A 16,574-nucleotide genomic window follows, 5' to 3' on the forward strand; every position below is an offset into this window, starting at 1 on the left:
GGCGCATGATCGTAGAAGCAATGTATCTCGTGATTCTAGTCGGGACGCTTCTGGTTCTCATTGCCGCCTTTTCCAGTCTTCTTGCTTTCCGCTTCGGCGCTCCCCTCCTGTTACTCTTCCTTTGCATAGGCCTCATCGCCGGCGTCGATGGTCTGGGTATCAATTTCGACAATGCGCCCCTCGCCTATTTCATCGGCTCGCTCGCGCTTGCAGTCATTCTTTTCGATTCCGGATTCGGCACTTCGATACAGTCCTTCAGGCAGGCTGCTGCGCCGGCGATAACGCTTGCGACACTCGGGGTGGTGCTGACGACAGCGCTCTTCGGCGTCGCTGCGCATTATGTGCTGGACATGACGCTGACGGAGTCGCTGCTGCTCGGCGCCATCGTCGGCTCGACGGACGCCGCCGCCGTCTTCTTCCTGCTGCGCATTGGCGGCATCAACATCCGCGACAAGGTGCGCTCGACGCTGGAAGTGGAATCGGGCTCGAACGACCCGATGGCGATCTTCCTGACCATCACGCTCGTCGAGATCATCGCAAGCGGGACCGGGATCGAGGACATGGGCGCGGAGGTTCTGGCGCAGTTCTTCATCCAGATGGGTGTAGGTCTGGCTGCCGGCATCGCGGGCGGCATGATGATCGTCGGCCTCGTCAACAAGCTCAATCTCGAACGCGGGCTTTCGCCGATCTTCGTTCTCGCCTTGTCACTGCTGGTCTTTTCCGCGACCGGCGCTGTCGGCGGCTCGGGGTTCCTGGCCGTCTATGTGGCCGGCCTTTATGCCGGCAACCGGCAGATCCGGTCTGCACCCACGCTCAAGCGGTTTCAGGACGGCATGACCTGGCTTGCCCAGATCCTGATGTTCCTTCTTCTGGGGCTGCTTGCGACGCCGACCGAATTCATCGCAATCGCGGTCCCCGCGATCGGCATGGCGCTCTTTCTCATCTTCATCGCGCGGCCGATCGCCGTGTGGCTGGCCCTCCTGCCTTTCAATTTCCAGCGGGAAGAGACGGCGTTCGTGTCATGGGTCGGCCTGCGCGGTGCCGTCTCGATCCTGCTGGCCATTCTTCCGCTGCTGGGCCAGCTTGAGAACGGCGTCATCTTCTTCAACGCCGCATTCATCATCGTCCTCGTGTCACTGATCGTGCAGGGCTGGACCATCAACCCGCTGGCACGGCGTCTCGGGCTGGTCGTCCCGCCGCGTATCGGGCCGGTCGACAAGGTGGAGTTGGAACTGCCGGGTACGGCGTCGCACGAGCTTCTCGCCTATCGCGTCGTGCCCGACAGCCCGGTTGCGATCGGCGAACGCATTCCCCGCTGGGCGAGGCCATCGCTCGTCATTCGCGAGGGCAAGTCGATGCGATACCAGTATGCGGGTCGTCTGCGGGCGGGAGACTATGTCTATCTGTTCATATCCTCGCGCTATCCGCGTCTGCTCGACCGGCTGTTCGCTAGCCCGGTTCCGGTCAGTGCCGACGATGCGGAGTTCTTCGGTTCCTTTTCCATCGATCCGCAGCGCCCTGCCCGCGAGTTGGACAGCGCTTACGGCATCGGCCTTGCGGACGATGAGCGCGAGATGACGATCGACGGGCTTTTGGCGCATCGGCTGGGCGGCCGGGCCGAGTTTGCCGATCGGGTTCTGCTCGGCACGATCGAGGTGATCGTGCGCGATGTCGACGACCAGGGAAAGATCGTCAGCGCCGGCCTGTCGCTCGACCCGGAAAGCAACCGGCCGAACATCCCTGCCTTCCTATCGTTTCGCGAGATCGTGCAATCGGTCCGCCGCCGCGTGCGCCGTACCCCCAGAGCGGTCGCGGTTGCGCCATCGCCGCCGCCTGACTCGCTGAAGCCACAGGCGGCCGAGGTGATCGAAGCGGACACTGAACCATCAGAGGACAAAGCCGCGACCTCGGGTTCACTCCCACGCGACGGCTGACCAAGACCGCTGCGCCGCAGATCATCCGATCATCGGCTTGCACACCAGCGCGGCAACGCTATTGTCGCCACCGACACCGACCAAGGGGAGCATCGATGACGAATTTTCGCACGCTGGACGATATGGGCGACGTTTCGGGCAAGCGAGTGCTTGTGCGCGTTGATCTCAATGTTCCCATGGAAAACGGCCATGTAACGGACACCACACGGATCGAACGTGTCATTCCAACGATCGAGGAACTGTCCGGCAAAGGCGCGAAGGTCATCCTGATGGCCCATTTCGGCAGGCCGAAAGGCAAGCCCGTGCCGGAAATGTCTCTGCGACCCGTCGCCGAAGCGCTTGAGGAAGTGATGGACCACGACGTGGTCTTCGCGCCCGACTGCGCCGGTGAACGCATCGATACCGCCATCGATGGCATGAACCGGGGCGACATCATGCTGCTGGAAAACACCCGCTTTTATCCCGGCGAAGAACAGAACGATCCGGACTTCATCAAGAAGCTGGCGGCACTCGGCGACCTTTATGTCAACGATGCCTTCTCCGCCGCACACCGCGCGCATGCGTCGACAGAGGGACTTGCACGCGCGTTGCCCGCCTTTGCGGGGCGCACGATGGAAGCGGAGTTGAAGGCGCTGGAACAGGGACTTGGCAAACCGAAGCGGCCGGTCGTTGCCATCGTCGGAGGGGCAAAGGTGTCGACCAAGCTCGACCTGCTGACCAATCTGGTGAAGAAAGTCGATGCCCTCGTCATCGGCGGCGGCATGGCAAACACGTTCCTTGCTGCCCGCGGCGCGCAGGTCGGCAAATCACTTTGCGAGCACGATCTCGGCGCGACGGCCAAACAGATCATGATCGAGGCAGCCTCCGCGGGCTGCGCCGTCGTACTGCCCGTCGACGCCGTCGTCGCACGCGAATTCAAAGCCGGGGCGGACAGCGAGACCGTGGCTATCGACGCGGTTCCCGAGGACGCGATGATCCTCGATGTCGGGCCGAAATCGGTGGCTGCCGTCAACGAATGGATCGATCGGGCAGAAACGCTGGTGTGGAATGGCCCCCTCGGAGCGTTCGAAATCGCGCCGTTCGATCAGGCGACGGTCGCCGCGGCGCGCCATGCGGCCGATAGGACGCGAACGGGTGACCTTGTCTCGGTCGCGGGCGGCGGCGACACGGTTGCTGCGCTCAACAAGGCGGGCGTCACGGATGCCTTTACCTATGTCTCGACGGCCGGCGGCGCCTTTCTGGAATGGATGGAAGGCAAGCCGCTTCCCGGCGTCGAGGCGCTGGCTTGATCGCACCGATCCAGATCCCCGGTAAATTGAAGGGAAATCCAAGGATTTCAAACGATTAAAATTATTTAAATCGGTTCAACGGCTTTAAATGTCATTTTCCTGTCAGGGCTTGTCTGCTATCGGCTCCCTTCATTCACAGGAGACCGACTATGGCGGACAGGCTCGAAGATATTGCATCGTCCATGATGACTGGTGGCAAAGGGATTCTCGCGGCAGACGAATCCTCAGGCACCATCAAGAAGCGGTTCGATACGATCGGGCTGGAATCGACTGAAGATTCCCGCCGTGACTATCGCGAGATGCTTTTCCGTGCCGACGAGGCGATGACGAAGCACATCTCGGGCGTCATCCTCTACGAGGAGACCCTGCGTCAGTCGGCCGCCGACGGAACGCGGCTTGCCGACATTATCAAGAATGCCGGTGCGGTCCCTGGCATCAAGGTCGATACCGGCGCAAAGCCGCTGGCCAATCATCCCGGCGAAACAATTACGGAAGGCCTGGACGGCCTTCGCGAGCGCCTGGCGGAATACCACGAACTCGGCGCGCGCTTCGCCAAATGGCGTGGCGTCATCTCGATCAGCAACGACCTGCCGACGCCGGGCGCCATCAAGGCCAATGCGCATGCCCTCGCCCGCTATGCCGCACTGTGTCAGGAGGCCGGCATCGTTCCGATCGTCGAGCCCGAAGTGCTGATGGACGGCAAGCCCGGCGATCATTCCATCGAACGGTGCCATGAGGTGACGGAAGCGGTGCTCAAGGCCGTCTTCGCGGAACTGTCGGAAGCAAGGGTTTCGCTGGAAGGCATGGTGCTCAAGCCCAATATGGTCATCGATGGCAAGAGTGCGCGCAAGGCTTCGGTCGACGAAGTGGCCGAGCAGACCGTGCGCTGCCTCAAGGCAACGGTTCCCGGTTCGGTAGCCGGTATCGCGTTCCTCTCCGGCGGACAGTCGGATGAGGAGGCGACGGCCCATCTCAGCGCGATGAACGCAGCGAATGACCTGCCCTGGCCCCTCACCTTCTCCTATGGTCGGGCCTTGCAGGCCGCCGCGCTGAAGGCATGGGGCGGGCGTAGCGAAAACGTGGCCGCCGGGCAGAGGGCCTTTGCCCACCGCGCACAGATGAACGGACTTGCCGCACGCGGCGATTGGCGCAAGGATCTCGAAACGGCAGCCTGACAGCCAGCGTCAGGACGCCTGCTCATGCGGCGATCGACCGCGTGCAGCGATACGGAATTGTGAGAGCCGCGACCTGCAACCGGGTGGCGGCTTTCGCTGTTTTGTGAGACAGATTCAGCCCATGTCTTATCGCTTTCATGGGCTCTTGAGCTGGCTTTGCGTTCCCCTTGCGCTGTTCTACGCGAACCGCGTGCGACGAACGGTGCCGCGGCTGTCACCTCCGGTTGGCCCGACGCTGGGCCGGGTGGGCCGAACCGGCGATCCGCGGTTCCGCATTCTAGTGGTCGGCGATTCCTCGGCAGCGGGCGTCGGCGCGGCCCATATGGACGAAACGCTCGCTCCCAAACTCGCGCGCCGTCTGGCCGACCGCTATTCGACGGGCGCTACGTGGCGCACAGCGGGCTCCAATTCGGCAACGACGGAAGAGTTGCGCGATCATGTAGCGCCCAACATCGTCGCCGAACCCTACACTCATATCGTGATACTGGCCGGCACCAACGACATGAAGAACTTCCTGCCGCGTCGTCGTTTCGACGACGGTTTCGGCGGGCTACTCTTTGCGCTACATGCAAAATGGCCGCAGGCGACGCTGATCTGGTCGCCCGTCATCGATATGCGGACCGTTCCAGCCCTGCCCCCCGTGCTTGGCCATATCCTTGAATGGCGCGTGAAGATGGTCAACGAGCTCGGCCGTCAGCTCTGCCGGGAACGTTTCGCGATTGCCGCCCCGCAGCTGGAGGCACATGATCCGGAAGGATTTGCCGTCGACGGATTTCACGCGAGCGCCAAGGGCTACAGCTACTGGGCCGATCTGGTGGCCGACGTGGTGATCGAGGCAGAAGAACGCAAAGTGCGCGGGCTCTATCCGGTCAAGGAAGTGGAAGCGGAAATTCCGGCACCCGACATGGCTATGCCGGGCGAATAAGGACCGTCAGCATCATGACGGCGATCGCAATGAGCGCGATCTTCCAGAAATCGCCGCGGCGCTTCAGTCCCGGCAGCCCGAGCGGGCGAATGATCTGGACGATCATCGCCAGCAGGAGGACGAGGGAGATCGCTTTGGCCATGTATCGCTCCGTGTTTGAATGGCCTCAGCCATAACGACCAGCACGTGGGGGTCAACCTGAGCGCAAGTTTTTGGCTTCGGTGCCTTGGCGCTGCCCTCAATCTTCGGTATCGGGGCTATTGATCCCCTGACGCTCCAAGGGCACCGAATGGCGCGCAATCTCATTCCGATCTTCGCACTTCTTCTCGGCACCGCCTTTTTGTTGGCGGGCAACGGGCTGCACGGCCTGCTTTTGCCTATGCGCGGGACGATGGAAGGCTTTTCGTCGGCCAGCCTCGGCTTTCTTGGAACGTCCTGGGCGAGCGGCTTCGTCGTCGGGTGCCTGGTCGCGCCCCGACTGGTCATGCGAATCGGACATGTGCGGGCGTTCGGCGCCTTTGCGGCAATCAGCGCCATCATCGCGCTTCTGACGGGACTGATCGTCGAGCCAATATCCTGGATCGTGCTGCGCGCCCTGACCGGCTTCGCCATGGCTGCCGTCTTCATGATCATCGAAAGCTGGCTCAACGAGCGCTCGACCAACGAGACGCGCGGCATGGTGTTCTCGCTCTACATGACCATCACATACGTCGCGATCGTTGCCGGACAGATGACCATCGCCACCGGCGACATCGCCACGCCGACCTTCTTCATGGTCGCCGGCATCCTCTATTGCCTTGCGCTCATTCCCACCGCGGTCTCGACCGCTGTCAGTCCGTCGCCATTGCGCAAGGTTAGGCTCGATATCCGCGGCCTTTATCGCAACTCTCCGGTCGCATGCATCTCGATCTTCCTCATCGGCGTCGCCAACGGTGCTTTCGGCACCCTGGCGCCGGTCTTCGGAAGTCAGGTCGGCCTGTCCGGTGTAACGATCGCCTCTCTCATGAGCGTCACGATCTTTGCCGGCGCGCTCGCGCAGTTCCCGGCCGGCCGCCTGTCGGACAGGATGGATCGAAGATACGTTCTTGCCGCGCTCGCAGGGTTCGCGGGCATCATCGGGGCGCTGGTCCTGGCGACCCGCGCAACCGACATGACGCTGCTTTTCGGATTGATCGCGCTTTATGGTGCGATGTCCTACACGCTCTATCCGATCGCCGTCGCCCATGCCAACGACTATGCCAGCGCGGAGGACTTCGTGAAGGTCTCGGGCGGGCTTCTGCTGATGTACGGCATCGGGACGATCATCGGGCCGACCCTTGGAGGGCCGGCGATGGATCTCGGTGGGCCACACGCGATATTCGGCGTCACGATGGTGGCCCATCTGGCGATCGCGGCCTATGCAATTCTGCGTTCACGCCGCAGAGCCGCCATTCCGGTTGAGGAGCGGGAGAATTTCAAGACCCTGCCTTCGCTGCGCATGGCAACCCAGGAAGGTCTGACGCTCGATCCCCGCGCGGCAAGTTCCACGCCGGGCGAAGGAGAGCACCGCGACGCAGCCGAGTAATCGTCGGATTGTCAGTTCAGGCCTCGATCACACCGGATCGCCTGCCAGCTCCTCTTCCAGCTCGCCAACACGGCGCTGGGCATTCCGATCTGCCGGATAAACGTCGAGTACACGCTTGAACGCCCGCAGCGCCAGACGCTCGTTGCCTGCGTCGCTGAGGATGGCAGCCATGCCCGAAAGGGCACCGAAGTGACGCGGCTCCAGCTCGAGCACACGATTGATGTCGGCCATCGATTTGCGATGGTCGTCCATCATGTAGTGCAGGGTCGCGCGGCGATTCCAGCCTTCGGCAAATTCGGGACGGAGCACCGTGACCTGATCAAGCAGATCGAGTGCCGTGCCGTTGCGGTCGTCCTCCATCGCTTCATTTGCCCACTGCATGAGAAGATCGACCGTGGCGCTGCCGGAGCGATTCCACTCGGCCCAGATGTTCGAGACGATCGCCCTTGCTTCCCCCGGATCGCTTTCCCGTTTGAGATCGGCAAAGAGCTGATCGAGCTCCTGCTCGGGTGATGCCGGCGGCAAAGCGGCAGGCTCCGGTTGCTCGACCTGAGCGTGTGTCACCGGCGCAACGACAAGAAGCGTCAGGACGGCGACTGCCGAAATTGCGCTGGTTCGGAAAGCGTTTGCCATTGCCGAAGGGTAGTCGACAACCCGCCGAATGCAATTGCAAAAATACGTGAAGCCCCATACCGAAAAGGCACAGGGCTCAACTTTCAAGCGGACATGTAAACGCGCAAGACCGCCGGCGGGCGGCCAGCCGACTCAGCCCTGGCGGGCCTTGAAGCGCGGGTTCTGCTTGTTGATGATGTAAACCCGGCCCTTGCGGCGAACCAGGCGGTTCTCGCGGTGGCGGGACTTCAGCGACTTGAGCGAATTCTTGATCTTCATTGTACTCGGTCCGCGTTTGGCCCGGCTGGCATCGCGATCGCGACGCGGGGCACTGTAACAATCAAAAGCGCGCCCGAAGACGCGCCGAAAAGGATGGCCGTGCTGTAGCGCCTGGCGGGCTGTGTGTCAACCGAGACGGCCAGCTTTGCACGGCACCAGTCAGTCGTTGCCGGCCCTGCCGGTCAGGGTTGTATAGTGGCCCATCTTGCGCCCTGACCGCCACTGCGCCTTGCCGTAGAGATGAAGCATCGTATCAGGATGGGCGGCGATGTCGGTCGCGCCCTCGATTTCCTCGCCGATGATGTTGTGCATGACGCAGTCGCTATGGCGAATCGTCGAGCCGAGTGGCAGGCCGCACACGGCGCGAACATGATTCTCGAACTGCGAGACGAGACACGCCGCTTCCGTCCAGTGCCCGGAGTTGTGAACGCGCGGCGCCATTTCGTTGGCCACGAGCCTGCCATCAGCAAGCACGAAGAATTCGATCCCCGCAACACCGACATAGTCCAGCGCATCCAGCACGGCCGCTGCCTGCCGGGCGGCCTCATTACGGACCGCGAGGCTGACCCTTGCCGGCACCGTCGATGTCGCGAGGATCCCGTTGCGGTGAACATTTTCAGCCGGATCGTAGGTGCGCACGGTGCCGTTCCGGTCGCGGGCGGCGATCACGGAAATCTCACGGTCGAAAGAAACGAGCGCTTCCAGAATGAGCGGAACCGCGCCGAGCGAGTCGTAGACACCGTCGATCGCCTCGCCTCCGCGAAACAGCACCTGGCCCTTTCCGTCATAACCCAAGCGACGGGTCTTCAGCACGCCTTGCCCTTGGAATGCCTCAAGAGCGTCTTCAAGCTCGTTCTGGCTGTCGACGGACCGATAGTCCGCCGTTGCCAGGCCGGCGTCCTGCAGGAACCGCTTTTCGTCGAGCCGGTCCTGCGACACTTCCAGCGCGCCTGGCGGCGGATAGACCGGCATGGAACGCGCCAGATGCACGATGCCGCCGACGGCGACATTCTCAAACTCGTAGGTGACGATGTGGCATGCGGAGGCCAACTGCTCCAAGGCTTGCGGATCGTCGTAAGCTCCGACGATCTGGCGGTTAGCCACCTGAGCGGCCGGACAGTCGGGCTGCGGCTCGAGAACGACTGTGCGGTATCCCAGGCGCGCTGCCGCCATGGCGAGCATGCGGGCCAGCTGTCCGCCGCCAATAATGCCGATGATCGAACCCGGCGCGACGACCTCACCGCTCATGGCGTATCGACCGGCTTTTCGCCGACGGCGTCGGTCTGACTCTGGCGCCACGCATCGAGCCTTTCTGCCAGGTCGCTGTCTGCAAGCGCAAGAACGGCCGCTGCCAGCAGCGCTGCGTTGACGGCGCCGGCGCGGCCGATCGCCAATGTTCCCACGGGAATCCCGGCCGGCATCTGCACGATGGAGAGCAAGCTGTCCTGACCGGAAAGCGCACGCGATTCGACGGGTACACCAAAGACCGGAAGCGGTGTCAGAGCGGCCACCATCCCAGGCAGGTGGGCAGCGCCGCCTGCGCCGGCGATCACGAGCTTGAAGCCTTCCGCGCGCGCCCCTTTGGCAAAGGCGACGAGACGGTCTGGCGTGCGATGGGCCGAGACGATGCGCGTGTCATGTGCGACACCGAGCGCATCCAATGTCTCGGCCGCGTGCTTCATCGTGGCCCAATCGGACTGACTGCCCATGATGATCGCGACGGCCGGCTTTTCGGCGTCCCCCATCGGCGCGCTCACGCTATGATGTCCGGGATGATCTGATCCTCGATCTTGGAGATCTTGTCCTTGATGACCAGCTTCTTTTTCTTCATTCGCTGAATGCGCAGCGCGTCGCAGCCGATCTTGATCATCGCATTGATGGCCACATCGTAATCTTCATGCTCCTGGCGCAAGCGCGCCGCCATGAGTCGCAATTCACTTTGATCCTGATCGGACATGCCCACTTCCCGCACCGGCGCCGGTCAAGCACCGAAATCCCGTTCTTCCCACGACCTTTTGCGCACGCTCGTAACACAGAATTGGCTGTAACGGGAAGTTATCGCGCGCCACCAAATCGCCTTCGACAATCCATATTTCTCATGGCACACTTCCACGTTCCGCAACGGGCGTGCCGACCCCCAGCCGGCATGCCGCAATGAAGGGAAGGAGTTGTTACATGACCGTCCAGGCTCATCTTGCAACATTGCAGCAGAAGCACGGTTCTCTCGAGGAGCAGCTTCATGCAGAGATGACCCGCCCCTCCAGCCAAGATCATGTGATTGCGGACCTCAAGCGGAAGAAGCTCCGCATCAAAGATGAGATCGAACGGCTCTCGTCGTCACGCATCGATCACTAGCCTCTCTCGAGGCGTCCAGACCACCACACGTCTTGTTGACCGGCAATCATGCGGGTCAACGGCGATGCATGCGGGCTTTCCGTAGCGATAGCGGTAAGCCCGCTGCTTCAAGATCAGACCGTCCCGGTGCGCAGTGATTGCATCACCGGACGCCATGACGTGGCAGTTCAGACCCAGAACTGATCCAGCCAGATGTTGAGACGCATGAAACCGTCATTGTCGATGGAGTAGATGCGTGTCGTCCCCTGCGGCCTGACGATCACAAGACCGCTGTCGAGCAGTGCCTTCAGATGCTGGGACACGGCGGGCCGGCTGATGGGTAGACCTTCGGCCAGTTGGCTGACGGTTCGAGGCGCCCGGCGCAACTCTTCCAGGAGGTGGCGCCGGTTCGGATCGGCAATCGCTGCGAAGGGATCCATCGTTGACATGCCGAAACGCTATGCCAAAGCGGGCTGCGCGGCAAGTGAAATTGTGCACTGCAGCGAAGACGCCACGCCGATCACCCCAGGGACTTTACCCTGCCGCGCAGCACGAACTTCTGGATCTTGCCTGTTGAGGTCTTGGGAAGCTCGCCGAACTGAACGCTTCTGGGACACTTGAACCGAGCGAGAAGTTTGCGGCAGTGCTCGATCAATTCCTCCTCGCTCACCTGCCTGCCTGATTTGAGCTCGACAAAGGCGCATGGGGTTTCTCCCCATTTTTCGTCCGGACGGGCGACGACCGCGACCGCCGCGACAGCGGGGTGCCGGTAGAGCGCGTCCTCGACCTCGATCGAGGAGATGTTCTCGCCCCCGGAAATGATGATGTCCTTCGAGCGATCCTTCAACTGGATATACCCGTCAGGGTGCATGACGCCGAGGTCGCCGGAATGGAACCATCCCCCGGCGAAGGCCTCATCCGTTGCCGCCCTGTTCTTCAGATAGCCCTTCATCACGATGTTGCCGCGAAACATCACCTCGCCCAGCGTCTCGCCGTCGCTTGGAACATGCTGCATGGTTTCGGGATCGATCACCGCGAGCCCCTCCAACGCGTTGTAACGCACGCCCTGACGCGCCTTGCGGGTCGTGCGGGCGTCAGCGTCGAGTTCGTTCCAATCGCTCTTCCATTCGTTGACGACTGCCGGGCCGTAGGTTTCCGTCAGGCCATAAAGGTGCACGACCTCAAACCCGGCCTCCGCCATGCCGGAGAGCACCTGCTCGGGCGGCGGTGCGGCAGCCGTATTGAACGAAACCGTCTGCGGGAATTCTCGCCTGTCCGCCTCATCCGCATTGATCAGCGTCGACATGACGATCGGCGCACCGCAAAGATGCGTCACGCCATGGTCGGCGATCGCATCATACATCGCCCTTGCGCGCACCCAGCGCAGGCAGACGTGTGTGCCGGCGAGGACGCCAAGGGTCCAGGGGAAGCACCAGCCGTTGCAGTGAAACATCGGCAGCGTCCACAGATAGACCGGATGCTTGCCCATGCCGGAGGCGATCACGTTCGAATAACCCATGAGGGCAGCGCCGCGGTGATGGTAGACAACACCCTTGGGATTGCCGGTGGTGCCGGACGTGTAGTTGAGCGACAGTGAATCCCACTCGTCCTCAGGCCCCGCCCATTCGAAGTCGGGATCACCGCTTTCGACGAACGCCTCATAATCCGCGGTACCGATCCGTTCGCCTTTCGCGAAGGGGGCATCGGCGGGATATTCCAGATCGTCATAGTCGATGACCATCGGACTGACGGTCGCCTTCGCCAAAGCCTCTGCCACCACCGCGGAAAATTCGCGGTCGACAATCAGAACCTTGGTCTCGGCGTGATCGAGCTGAAAGGCCACGACGGCCGCATCGAGGCGCGTGTTGATGGAATGGAGCACGCCACCGGACATCGGAACTCCGTGATGGGCCTCCAGCATGGCAGGCGTGTTGGAAAGGACCACCGAGACCGTATCGAAGCGCTTCACGCCTGCCTTGACGAGCGCGGAGGCGAGGCGGCGGGAGCGCTCGAAGAAGGTGCGGTAATCCATCCGCGCATTGCCGTGAATGACGGCGACGTGGTCGGGATGGACATAGGCGGCGCGGCGCAGGTGATCGATCGGTGTCAGCGGCTGGAAATTCGCCGGGTTGCGGTCGAGATCCGTTTCGTAAGCGTGGCCATGCATGGATCGCCTGTCTCCTCTTCCCGTTCAGTCGCTGTCGATGACGATATCTGCAAATTCGGGCCGATCAACTGGAGATGCCTGCCACGCCGTCCCAGATGAGCTTGATCGCCGCCAGCATCACCATGGCGTACATGAATGGATAGAAGACCGACGGCTTCATTCGCCGCACCAGCCATGCGCCGGCAAGCGTTGCCAACGGCGCGACCGGCATCAAAACGGCCGCCGCCTTGAGGTTTGCCGCGTCGAACTGGCCGAGCGCGAAATAGGGCAGCACCTTCACCGCATTGACGACGGCGAAGAAGCGCGTGCTGGTGCCGACGAACTTGCGCGGTGGCATGTGCAGTGGCAGTGCGTAGATCTGGTAAGGCGGCCCGCCGGCATGCGCGATGAAACTCGTGAAGCCAGACAGGGCGCCCCAGAACGAGCCCGCCGCGACCCGTTGGCGGCCTGCAGCCTGGCCATTCCTCGCCGCCATACGCTGCTTCACGAGATAGTCAACGACAAACCACAGGGCCACCAGGCCGACGATCAGCCGGATCATGGTATCTGTCACATAGGCGGCGAGCGCCCATCCCGCCGCAATGCCGACCAGAGCGCCCGGCAGCATGATCGCCAGCGTCTTGCGATCATTGTCGTGCCGCCACGTCCAAAGGCCCACCATGTCCATCACGATCAGGATCGGCAGCAGAATCGCGGCAGCCTGGACGGGCGACATGACAAGCGCCATCAACGGGACACCCAGCAATGCCATCGCACCCCCCAGCCCGCCTTTCGACAGACCGATGAGAACCACCGCGGGGATGCCCACTGCATAGAACGAGGGATCGGAAAGCATGGAAGAGAGTTGATCCTTTCAATCGGCGCGTCTATCCGAGAACGCTTGACAATGCGAGACGTCCGATAGGCGTTGCCCCGAATTCGATGAAGGTGCCGAACACAATGGCTGACCACGACGACAGATGCCGCCTCGTACTGGTGACGCCGCGGGACGGCGACATCGAAACGCAGGCGGCCGCGCTCGATGCGGCGCTGCGCGGAGGCGACGTTGCGACACTGATCATTCCGCAATACGACCGAGATGACCGGGAGTTTCAGGCTCTGTGCGAGCGCCTTGTCGCGATTGGCCAGCAGCATGAAGCAGCCGTCATGATCGCCGGCGACAGCCGGGTGACCGGACGCAGCAAAGCCGATGGACAGCACGTCGAGGAAGGCCGTGATGCGGCCCGCGACGCTATCGAGAAATTCTCGCCGCGCCTGATCGTCGGCATCGGCAACATCAAGGACCGGCACGCGGCGCTGGAGATCGGCGAGATGCGGCCCGACTACGTCTTCTTCGGCAAGCTCAACGGCGACATCAAGCCGGAAGCCCACCCCAAGGTGCTCGCGCTTGCCGAATGGTGGGCGTCCATGGTCGAGATTCCTTGCATCACGATGGGCGGCGCATCCATCGAATCGGCGCTTGAGGTGGCTGAAACCGGTGCTGAATTCGTCGCCATGCACCGCGCGGTCTTCGACAATCCCATAGGCCCGGCGCAGGCCGTTGCCGAGATCAATGCCCTGCTCGCCGAAAAAGCGCCAAGGTTCCATACATGATGGCCTTCATGGCTGGAGCAGAAACCGGCGCACGGGCTGCGCCATCGCGGTGGCGTATTGCCGCAAATGTGCCAATGGCACTGGTGTGCATGATCAGTTGCGCGATCGCGCAGACGGACGAGCCTGCGATGGCCGGTGACGCGCCGGTGGAGATGGAGACGCTTCCGAACCTGCAACCGAGCGACCGGCTTCTGGACGATCCAATCGATCCCATCGCGCCCGGAGAGCCAGGCTTCCTGCTTGACCGGCTGGCGGGGGAGGAAGAGGAAGCGCAGCGGATCCTGCTGCCGCCCGCAGTGACACCTTTGCCGCCTTCACTGCTTCAGGCGGGCACGCCCGAGGCCGCCTATGGCGCGTTCCAGCGGGGGCATTATCTCACTGCGCTCGACCTTGCCTTGCCGCTTGCAGAGGAAGGTGAAGTGAGCGCGCAAACGCTCGTCGCCGAACTCTTCGCCGAAGGGTTCGCAGTGCCGCGGGATATGGAGCAGGCGGCCTTCTGGTACGGTCAGGCGGCGGCCGGCGGCGACCCTGTGGCGCAGTTCAAATACGCCCTCATGCTGCTTTCCGGTCGCCATGCTGAGCGCGATGTCGAACGCGGCCGCGCCCTGATGCAGGCCGCGGCGGACCAGGGCAACCCCATCGCCCAGTTCAATTACGGCCAGATACTCGTCGAGCGTACACCTGGCGAACGCGGGCTGATGGACGCCCTGCCCTATTTCGAAAAGGCGGCGGAACAGGGCATCGCCGATGCTCAATATGCACTCTCGCAGATCTACCTCAACGCCGTCGACATATCGGAAGCCAATCGCGACAGCGCGCGCCAATGGCTCTTGCGTGCGGCGCGGGCCGGATATGACACGGCCCAGCTCGACCTTGCCATCTGGCTCGTCGACGGCATCGGCGGGGAGAGCGACTATGAGGCCGGATTTCGCTGGATGCAGCGGGCGGCGGTGCGTGGCAACGTGATCGCGCAGAACCGTCTCGCCCACCTCTATATCGAGGCGATCGGCACGCGGCCCGATCCTGTCGAGGCCGGCAAGTGGTATGTGCTTTCACGCCGGGCCGGACTGAACGATCCGGTGCTCCAGGACTTCTTCCGCGGCCTCACCGACGAAGAGCAGCGCCAGGCCATCGAGGCGGCCAATTCGTTTCGCCGTTAGCCGCGCGGCCCGGCCGCACTTGCAACCGGCCCGCATTTGTGGTCTTGAAGCGCGCGATCCCATCAATGCGCCGACCTGCAGCCGCCTTGGCGCGCCGTCGCGCATGACCAGAAAGCCATCTATCGGAACGACCCCATGAAGATCAACGGCAATGAAATTCGTCCCGGCAACGTCATCGAGCACAATGGCGGGCTATGGGCGGCGGTAAAGACCAACGCTGTCAAGCCTGGCAAGGGCGGCGCCTTCAATCAGGTCGAACTGAAGAACCTGATCGACGGGACCAAGCTCAATGAGCGGTTCCGCGCATCGGAAACGGTCGAGCGCGTGCGGCTGGAACAGAAAGACTTCCAGTATCTCTACGAGCAGGGCGAAATGCTGGTCTTCATGGACAACGAAAACTACGAGCAGCTGGAACTGCTCAAGGATTTCGTCGGCGACCGCGCGGCCTTCCTGCAGGATGGCATGACGGTCACCGTCGAACTCTACGAGGAAAAGCCGATCGGCATCTCGTTGCCGGACCAGGTGACGCTGACGATCAGCGAAGCCGACCCGGTGGTGAAGGGCCAGACGGCTGCCTCGTCGTACAAGCCTGCCGTCATGGAAAACGGTGTGCGGGTGATGGTTCCGCCTTTCATCGAGGCGGGCGAACGCATTCTCGTCGACACCAACGAGATCACCTATATCCGCCGCGCCGACTGACGCGGCCTTCCCTCTCGGATACTCTTCTTCATGGCTCGATCCGCCCTCCTCCACGTCATGGTCCAGGCCGCCCTCAAGGCTGGTCGCTCGCTATCGCGCGATTTCGGCGAGGTGCAGAACCTTCAGGTCTCGCTCAAGGGACCGGGCGACTATGTCAGCCAGGCCGACCGCAAGGCGGAAGACATCGTCCGCTCAGAACTGATGCGGGCACGGCCGACCTACGATTTCCTCGGCGAGGAAGGCGGCGAGACGAAAGGGTCCGACGGCGCGCATCGCTGGATCGTCGATCCGCTGGACGGCACGACGAATTTCCTGCACGGCATTCCGATTTTCGGCGTGTCGATCGCGCTGGAGCGCAACGACGAGATCGTCGCCGGCGTAATCTTCAATCCGGCCATGGACGAGCTCTACACCGCCGAGCGTGGTGGCGGCGCCTTTCTCAACGATCGGCGTCTGCGCGTTGCGGCACGCCGCAAACTGAGCGACGCGGTGATCGCCACCGGCGTTCCGCATCTTGGTCGCGGCCATCACGGCAAGTTTCTGATCGAACTGCGCAACGTCATGGGCGAGGTCGCCGGCGTCAGGCGGACCGGTTCTGCCGCGCTCGACCTTGCCTTTACGGCGGCCGGACGTTTCGACGGCTATTGGGAAAAGAACATCAATGCCTGGGACATCGCTGCCGGCATGCTATTGGTGCGAGAGGCCGGCGGGTTCGTCACTGACCTTGAGGGTGGAAACCGCATGTTCGAGAACGGCACCGTGCTTGCCGGCAACGAATATATTCACAAGGCCTTGAAGGACGCGGTGCAGCGGCCGGGGCTCTCGCCCGACAAATAGTCCGCC

19 protein-coding genes are annotated in these 16,574 nt (G+C 62.5%); 10 read left to right on the forward strand and 9 right to left on the reverse strand.

The genetic code is table 11. From position 1 onward, the window contains the following. Positions 1-5 precede the first annotated feature (5 nt). The 4 genes from CN673_RS06475 to CN673_RS06490 all read left to right on the forward strand — a co-directional run bounded on the left by CN673_RS06475 (position 6) and on the right by CN673_RS06490 (position 5,323). Entirely contained in the window at positions 6-1,934 is a 1,929-nt protein-coding gene (locus CN673_RS06475; RefSeq protein WP_198585915.1) for a potassium/proton antiporter, read from the forward strand. A 95-nt stretch (positions 1,935-2,029) separates the two neighbouring features. Then, entirely contained in the window at positions 2,030-3,223 is a 1,194-nt protein-coding gene (locus CN673_RS06480) for a phosphoglycerate kinase (RefSeq protein WP_099865411.1), read from the forward strand. 149 nt (positions 3,224-3,372) lie between these two features. Further along, positions 3,373-4,398, forward strand: a complete 1,026-nt coding sequence (locus CN673_RS06485; protein ID WP_099865412.1) for a class I fructose-bisphosphate aldolase — start codon at positions 3,373-3,375, stop codon at positions 4,396-4,398. 121 nt (positions 4,399-4,519) lie between these two features. Continuing rightward, the gene (locus CN673_RS06490; protein WP_099865413.1) at positions 4,520-5,323 is read left to right on the forward strand and encodes an SGNH/GDSL hydrolase family protein; all 804 of its coding nucleotides are present in this window, start codon (positions 4,520-4,522) and stop codon (positions 5,321-5,323) included. On the opposite strand, the gene CN673_RS21095 is transcribed toward CN673_RS06490, so the two are convergent. Beyond that, positions 5,307-5,465, reverse strand: a complete 159-nt coding sequence (locus tag CN673_RS21095; RefSeq protein ID WP_099865414.1) for a hypothetical protein — start codon at positions 5,463-5,465, stop codon at positions 5,307-5,309. The genes CN673_RS06490 and CN673_RS21095 overlap by 17 nt on opposite strands. Positions 5,466-5,612: 147 nt before the next feature. On the opposite strand from CN673_RS21095, the gene CN673_RS06500 reads away from it, so the two are divergent. Further along, positions 5,613-6,887 (forward strand): MFS transporter, encoded by a 1,275-nt coding sequence (locus tag CN673_RS06500; RefSeq protein ID WP_099865415.1) that lies wholly within the window; start codon positions 5,613-5,615, stop codon positions 6,885-6,887. 27 nt (positions 6,888-6,914) lie between these two features. Here CN673_RS06500 and CN673_RS06505 read toward each other — a convergent pair whose 3' ends face one another. The 5 genes from CN673_RS06505 to CN673_RS06525 form a co-directional block, all read right to left on the reverse strand. Further along, positions 6,915-7,520 carry a tetratricopeptide repeat protein gene (locus CN673_RS06505; RefSeq protein WP_099865416.1) on the reverse strand — a complete coding sequence of 202 codons (606 nt, stop codon included), beginning with the start codon at positions 7,518-7,520 and terminating at the stop codon, positions 6,915-6,917. A 132-nt stretch (positions 7,521-7,652) separates the two neighbouring features. Continuing rightward, the gene (ykgO, locus tag CN673_RS06510; RefSeq protein ID WP_099865417.1) at positions 7,653-7,778 is read right to left on the reverse strand and encodes a type B 50S ribosomal protein L36; all 126 of its coding nucleotides are present in this window, start codon (positions 7,776-7,778) and stop codon (positions 7,653-7,655) included. Between the two features lie 159 nt (positions 7,779-7,937). Continuing rightward, positions 7,938-9,026, reverse strand: a complete 1,089-nt coding sequence (locus CN673_RS06515; protein ID WP_099865418.1) for a 5-(carboxyamino)imidazole ribonucleotide synthase — start codon at positions 9,024-9,026, stop codon at positions 7,938-7,940. Next, positions 9,023-9,523, reverse strand: a complete 501-nt coding sequence (purE, locus tag CN673_RS06520) for a 5-(carboxyamino)imidazole ribonucleotide mutase (protein ID WP_099865419.1) — start codon at positions 9,521-9,523, stop codon at positions 9,023-9,025. The genes CN673_RS06515 and purE overlap by 4 nt, the downstream gene beginning before the upstream one ends. 8 nt (positions 9,524-9,531) lie before the next feature. After that, on the reverse strand, positions 9,532-9,735 hold the full coding sequence (locus CN673_RS06525) for a YdcH family protein (protein ID WP_099865420.1): 204 nt from the start codon (positions 9,733-9,735) through the stop codon (positions 9,532-9,534). A 218-nt stretch (positions 9,736-9,953) separates the two neighbouring features. On the opposite strand from CN673_RS06525, the gene CN673_RS06530 reads away from it, so the two are divergent. Next, the gene (locus tag CN673_RS06530; RefSeq protein ID WP_099865421.1) at positions 9,954-10,133 is read left to right on the forward strand and encodes a YdcH family protein; all 180 of its coding nucleotides are present in this window, start codon (positions 9,954-9,956) and stop codon (positions 10,131-10,133) included. Between the two features lie 167 nt (positions 10,134-10,300). Here the strand turns inward: CN673_RS06530 and CN673_RS06535 are convergent, their stop codons facing one another. The 3 genes from CN673_RS06535 to CN673_RS06545 all read right to left on the reverse strand — a co-directional run bounded on the left by CN673_RS06535 (position 10,301) and on the right by CN673_RS06545 (position 13,114). Next, positions 10,301-10,561, reverse strand: a complete 261-nt coding sequence (locus CN673_RS06535; protein WP_099865422.1) for an ArsR/SmtB family transcription factor — start codon at positions 10,559-10,561, stop codon at positions 10,301-10,303. 71 nt (positions 10,562-10,632) lie between these two features. Further along, entirely contained in the window at positions 10,633-12,279 is a 1,647-nt protein-coding gene (locus CN673_RS06540; RefSeq protein WP_099865423.1) for an acyl-CoA synthetase, read from the reverse strand. Between the two features lie 64 nt (positions 12,280-12,343). Further along, complete coding sequence (locus CN673_RS06545; RefSeq protein ID WP_099865424.1) at positions 12,344-13,114, reverse strand: sulfite exporter TauE/SafE family protein; 771 nt, start codon at positions 13,112-13,114, stop codon at positions 12,344-12,346. 104 nt (positions 13,115-13,218) lie between these two features. Between CN673_RS06545 and CN673_RS06550 the strand changes: the two genes are divergently transcribed. From CN673_RS06550 to CN673_RS06565, 4 genes are all read left to right on the forward strand, one after another. After that, positions 13,219-13,872, forward strand: coding sequence for a thiamine phosphate synthase (locus tag CN673_RS06550; RefSeq protein ID WP_099865425.1), 654 nt, complete (start codon positions 13,219-13,221; stop codon positions 13,870-13,872). A gap of 152 nt (positions 13,873-14,024) precedes the next feature. Continuing rightward, a complete protein-coding gene (locus tag CN673_RS06555) occupies positions 14,025-15,032 on the forward strand; it encodes a tetratricopeptide repeat protein (protein ID WP_370853015.1) in 1,008 nt (335 codons plus the stop codon). A gap of 135 nt (positions 15,033-15,167) precedes the next feature. Then, entirely contained in the window at positions 15,168-15,731 is a 564-nt protein-coding gene (gene efp / locus CN673_RS06560) for an elongation factor P (RefSeq protein ID WP_099865427.1), read from the forward strand. Between the two features lie 30 nt (positions 15,732-15,761). Continuing rightward, positions 15,762-16,568 carry an inositol monophosphatase family protein gene (locus CN673_RS06565; RefSeq protein WP_099865428.1) on the forward strand — a complete coding sequence of 269 codons (807 nt, stop codon included), beginning with the start codon at positions 15,762-15,764 and terminating at the stop codon, positions 16,566-16,568. Positions 16,569-16,574: the final 6 nt, after the last annotated feature.

This window comes from Neopararhizobium haloflavum (assembly GCF_002750855.1).
Taxonomy (GTDB): domain Bacteria; phylum Pseudomonadota; class Alphaproteobacteria; order Rhizobiales; family Rhizobiaceae; genus Georhizobium; species Georhizobium haloflavum.

Bases quoted from the DNA above. Each gene is read 5' to 3' on its own strand.
- purE (WP_099865419.1), bottom strand. From the start codon at position 9,523: ATGGGGGACGCCGAAAAGCCGGCCGTCGCGATCATCATGGGCAGTCAG.
- CN673_RS06490 (WP_099865413.1), top strand. From the start codon at position 4,520: ATGTCTTATCGCTTTCATGGGCTCTTGAGCTGGCTTTGCGTTCCCCTT.
- CN673_RS06480 (WP_099865411.1), top strand. From the start codon at position 2,030: ATGACGAATTTTCGCACGCTGGACGATATGGGCGACGTTTCGGGCAAG.
- CN673_RS06515 (WP_099865418.1), bottom strand. From the start codon at position 9,026: ATGAGCGGTGAGGTCGTCGCGCCGGGTTCGATCATCGGCATTATTGGC.
- CN673_RS06540 (WP_099865423.1), bottom strand. From the start codon at position 12,279: ATGCATGGCCACGCTTACGAAACGGATCTCGACCGCAACCCGGCGAAT.
- CN673_RS06530 (WP_099865421.1), top strand. From the start codon at position 9,954: ATGACCGTCCAGGCTCATCTTGCAACATTGCAGCAGAAGCACGGTTCT.
- CN673_RS06550 (WP_099865425.1), top strand. From the start codon at position 13,219: ATGGCTGACCACGACGACAGATGCCGCCTCGTACTGGTGACGCCGCGG.
- CN673_RS21095 (WP_099865414.1), bottom strand. From the start codon at position 5,465: ATGGCCAAAGCGATCTCCCTCGTCCTCCTGCTGGCGATGATCGTCCAG.
- efp (WP_099865427.1), top strand. From the start codon at position 15,168: ATGAAGATCAACGGCAATGAAATTCGTCCCGGCAACGTCATCGAGCAC.
- CN673_RS06475 (WP_198585915.1), top strand. From the start codon at position 6: ATGATCGTAGAAGCAATGTATCTCGTGATTCTAGTCGGGACGCTTCTG.
- CN673_RS06555 (WP_370853015.1), top strand. From the start codon at position 14,025: ATGGAGACGCTTCCGAACCTGCAACCGAGCGACCGGCTTCTGGACGAT.
- CN673_RS06485 (WP_099865412.1), top strand. From the start codon at position 3,373: ATGGCGGACAGGCTCGAAGATATTGCATCGTCCATGATGACTGGTGGC.
- ykgO (WP_099865417.1), bottom strand. From the start codon at position 7,778: ATGAAGATCAAGAATTCGCTCAAGTCGCTGAAGTCCCGCCACCGCGAG.
- CN673_RS06525 (WP_099865420.1), bottom strand. From the start codon at position 9,735: ATGTCCGATCAGGATCAAAGTGAATTGCGACTCATGGCGGCGCGCTTG.
- CN673_RS06500 (WP_099865415.1), top strand. From the start codon at position 5,613: ATGGCGCGCAATCTCATTCCGATCTTCGCACTTCTTCTCGGCACCGCC.
- CN673_RS06505 (WP_099865416.1), bottom strand. From the start codon at position 7,520: ATGGCAAACGCTTTCCGAACCAGCGCAATTTCGGCAGTCGCCGTCCTG.
- CN673_RS06545 (WP_099865424.1), bottom strand. From the start codon at position 13,114: ATGCTTTCCGATCCCTCGTTCTATGCAGTGGGCATCCCCGCGGTGGTT.
- CN673_RS06535 (WP_099865422.1), bottom strand. From the start codon at position 10,561: ATGTCAACGATGGATCCCTTCGCAGCGATTGCCGATCCGAACCGGCGC.
- CN673_RS06565 (WP_099865428.1), top strand. From the start codon at position 15,762: ATGGCTCGATCCGCCCTCCTCCACGTCATGGTCCAGGCCGCCCTCAAG.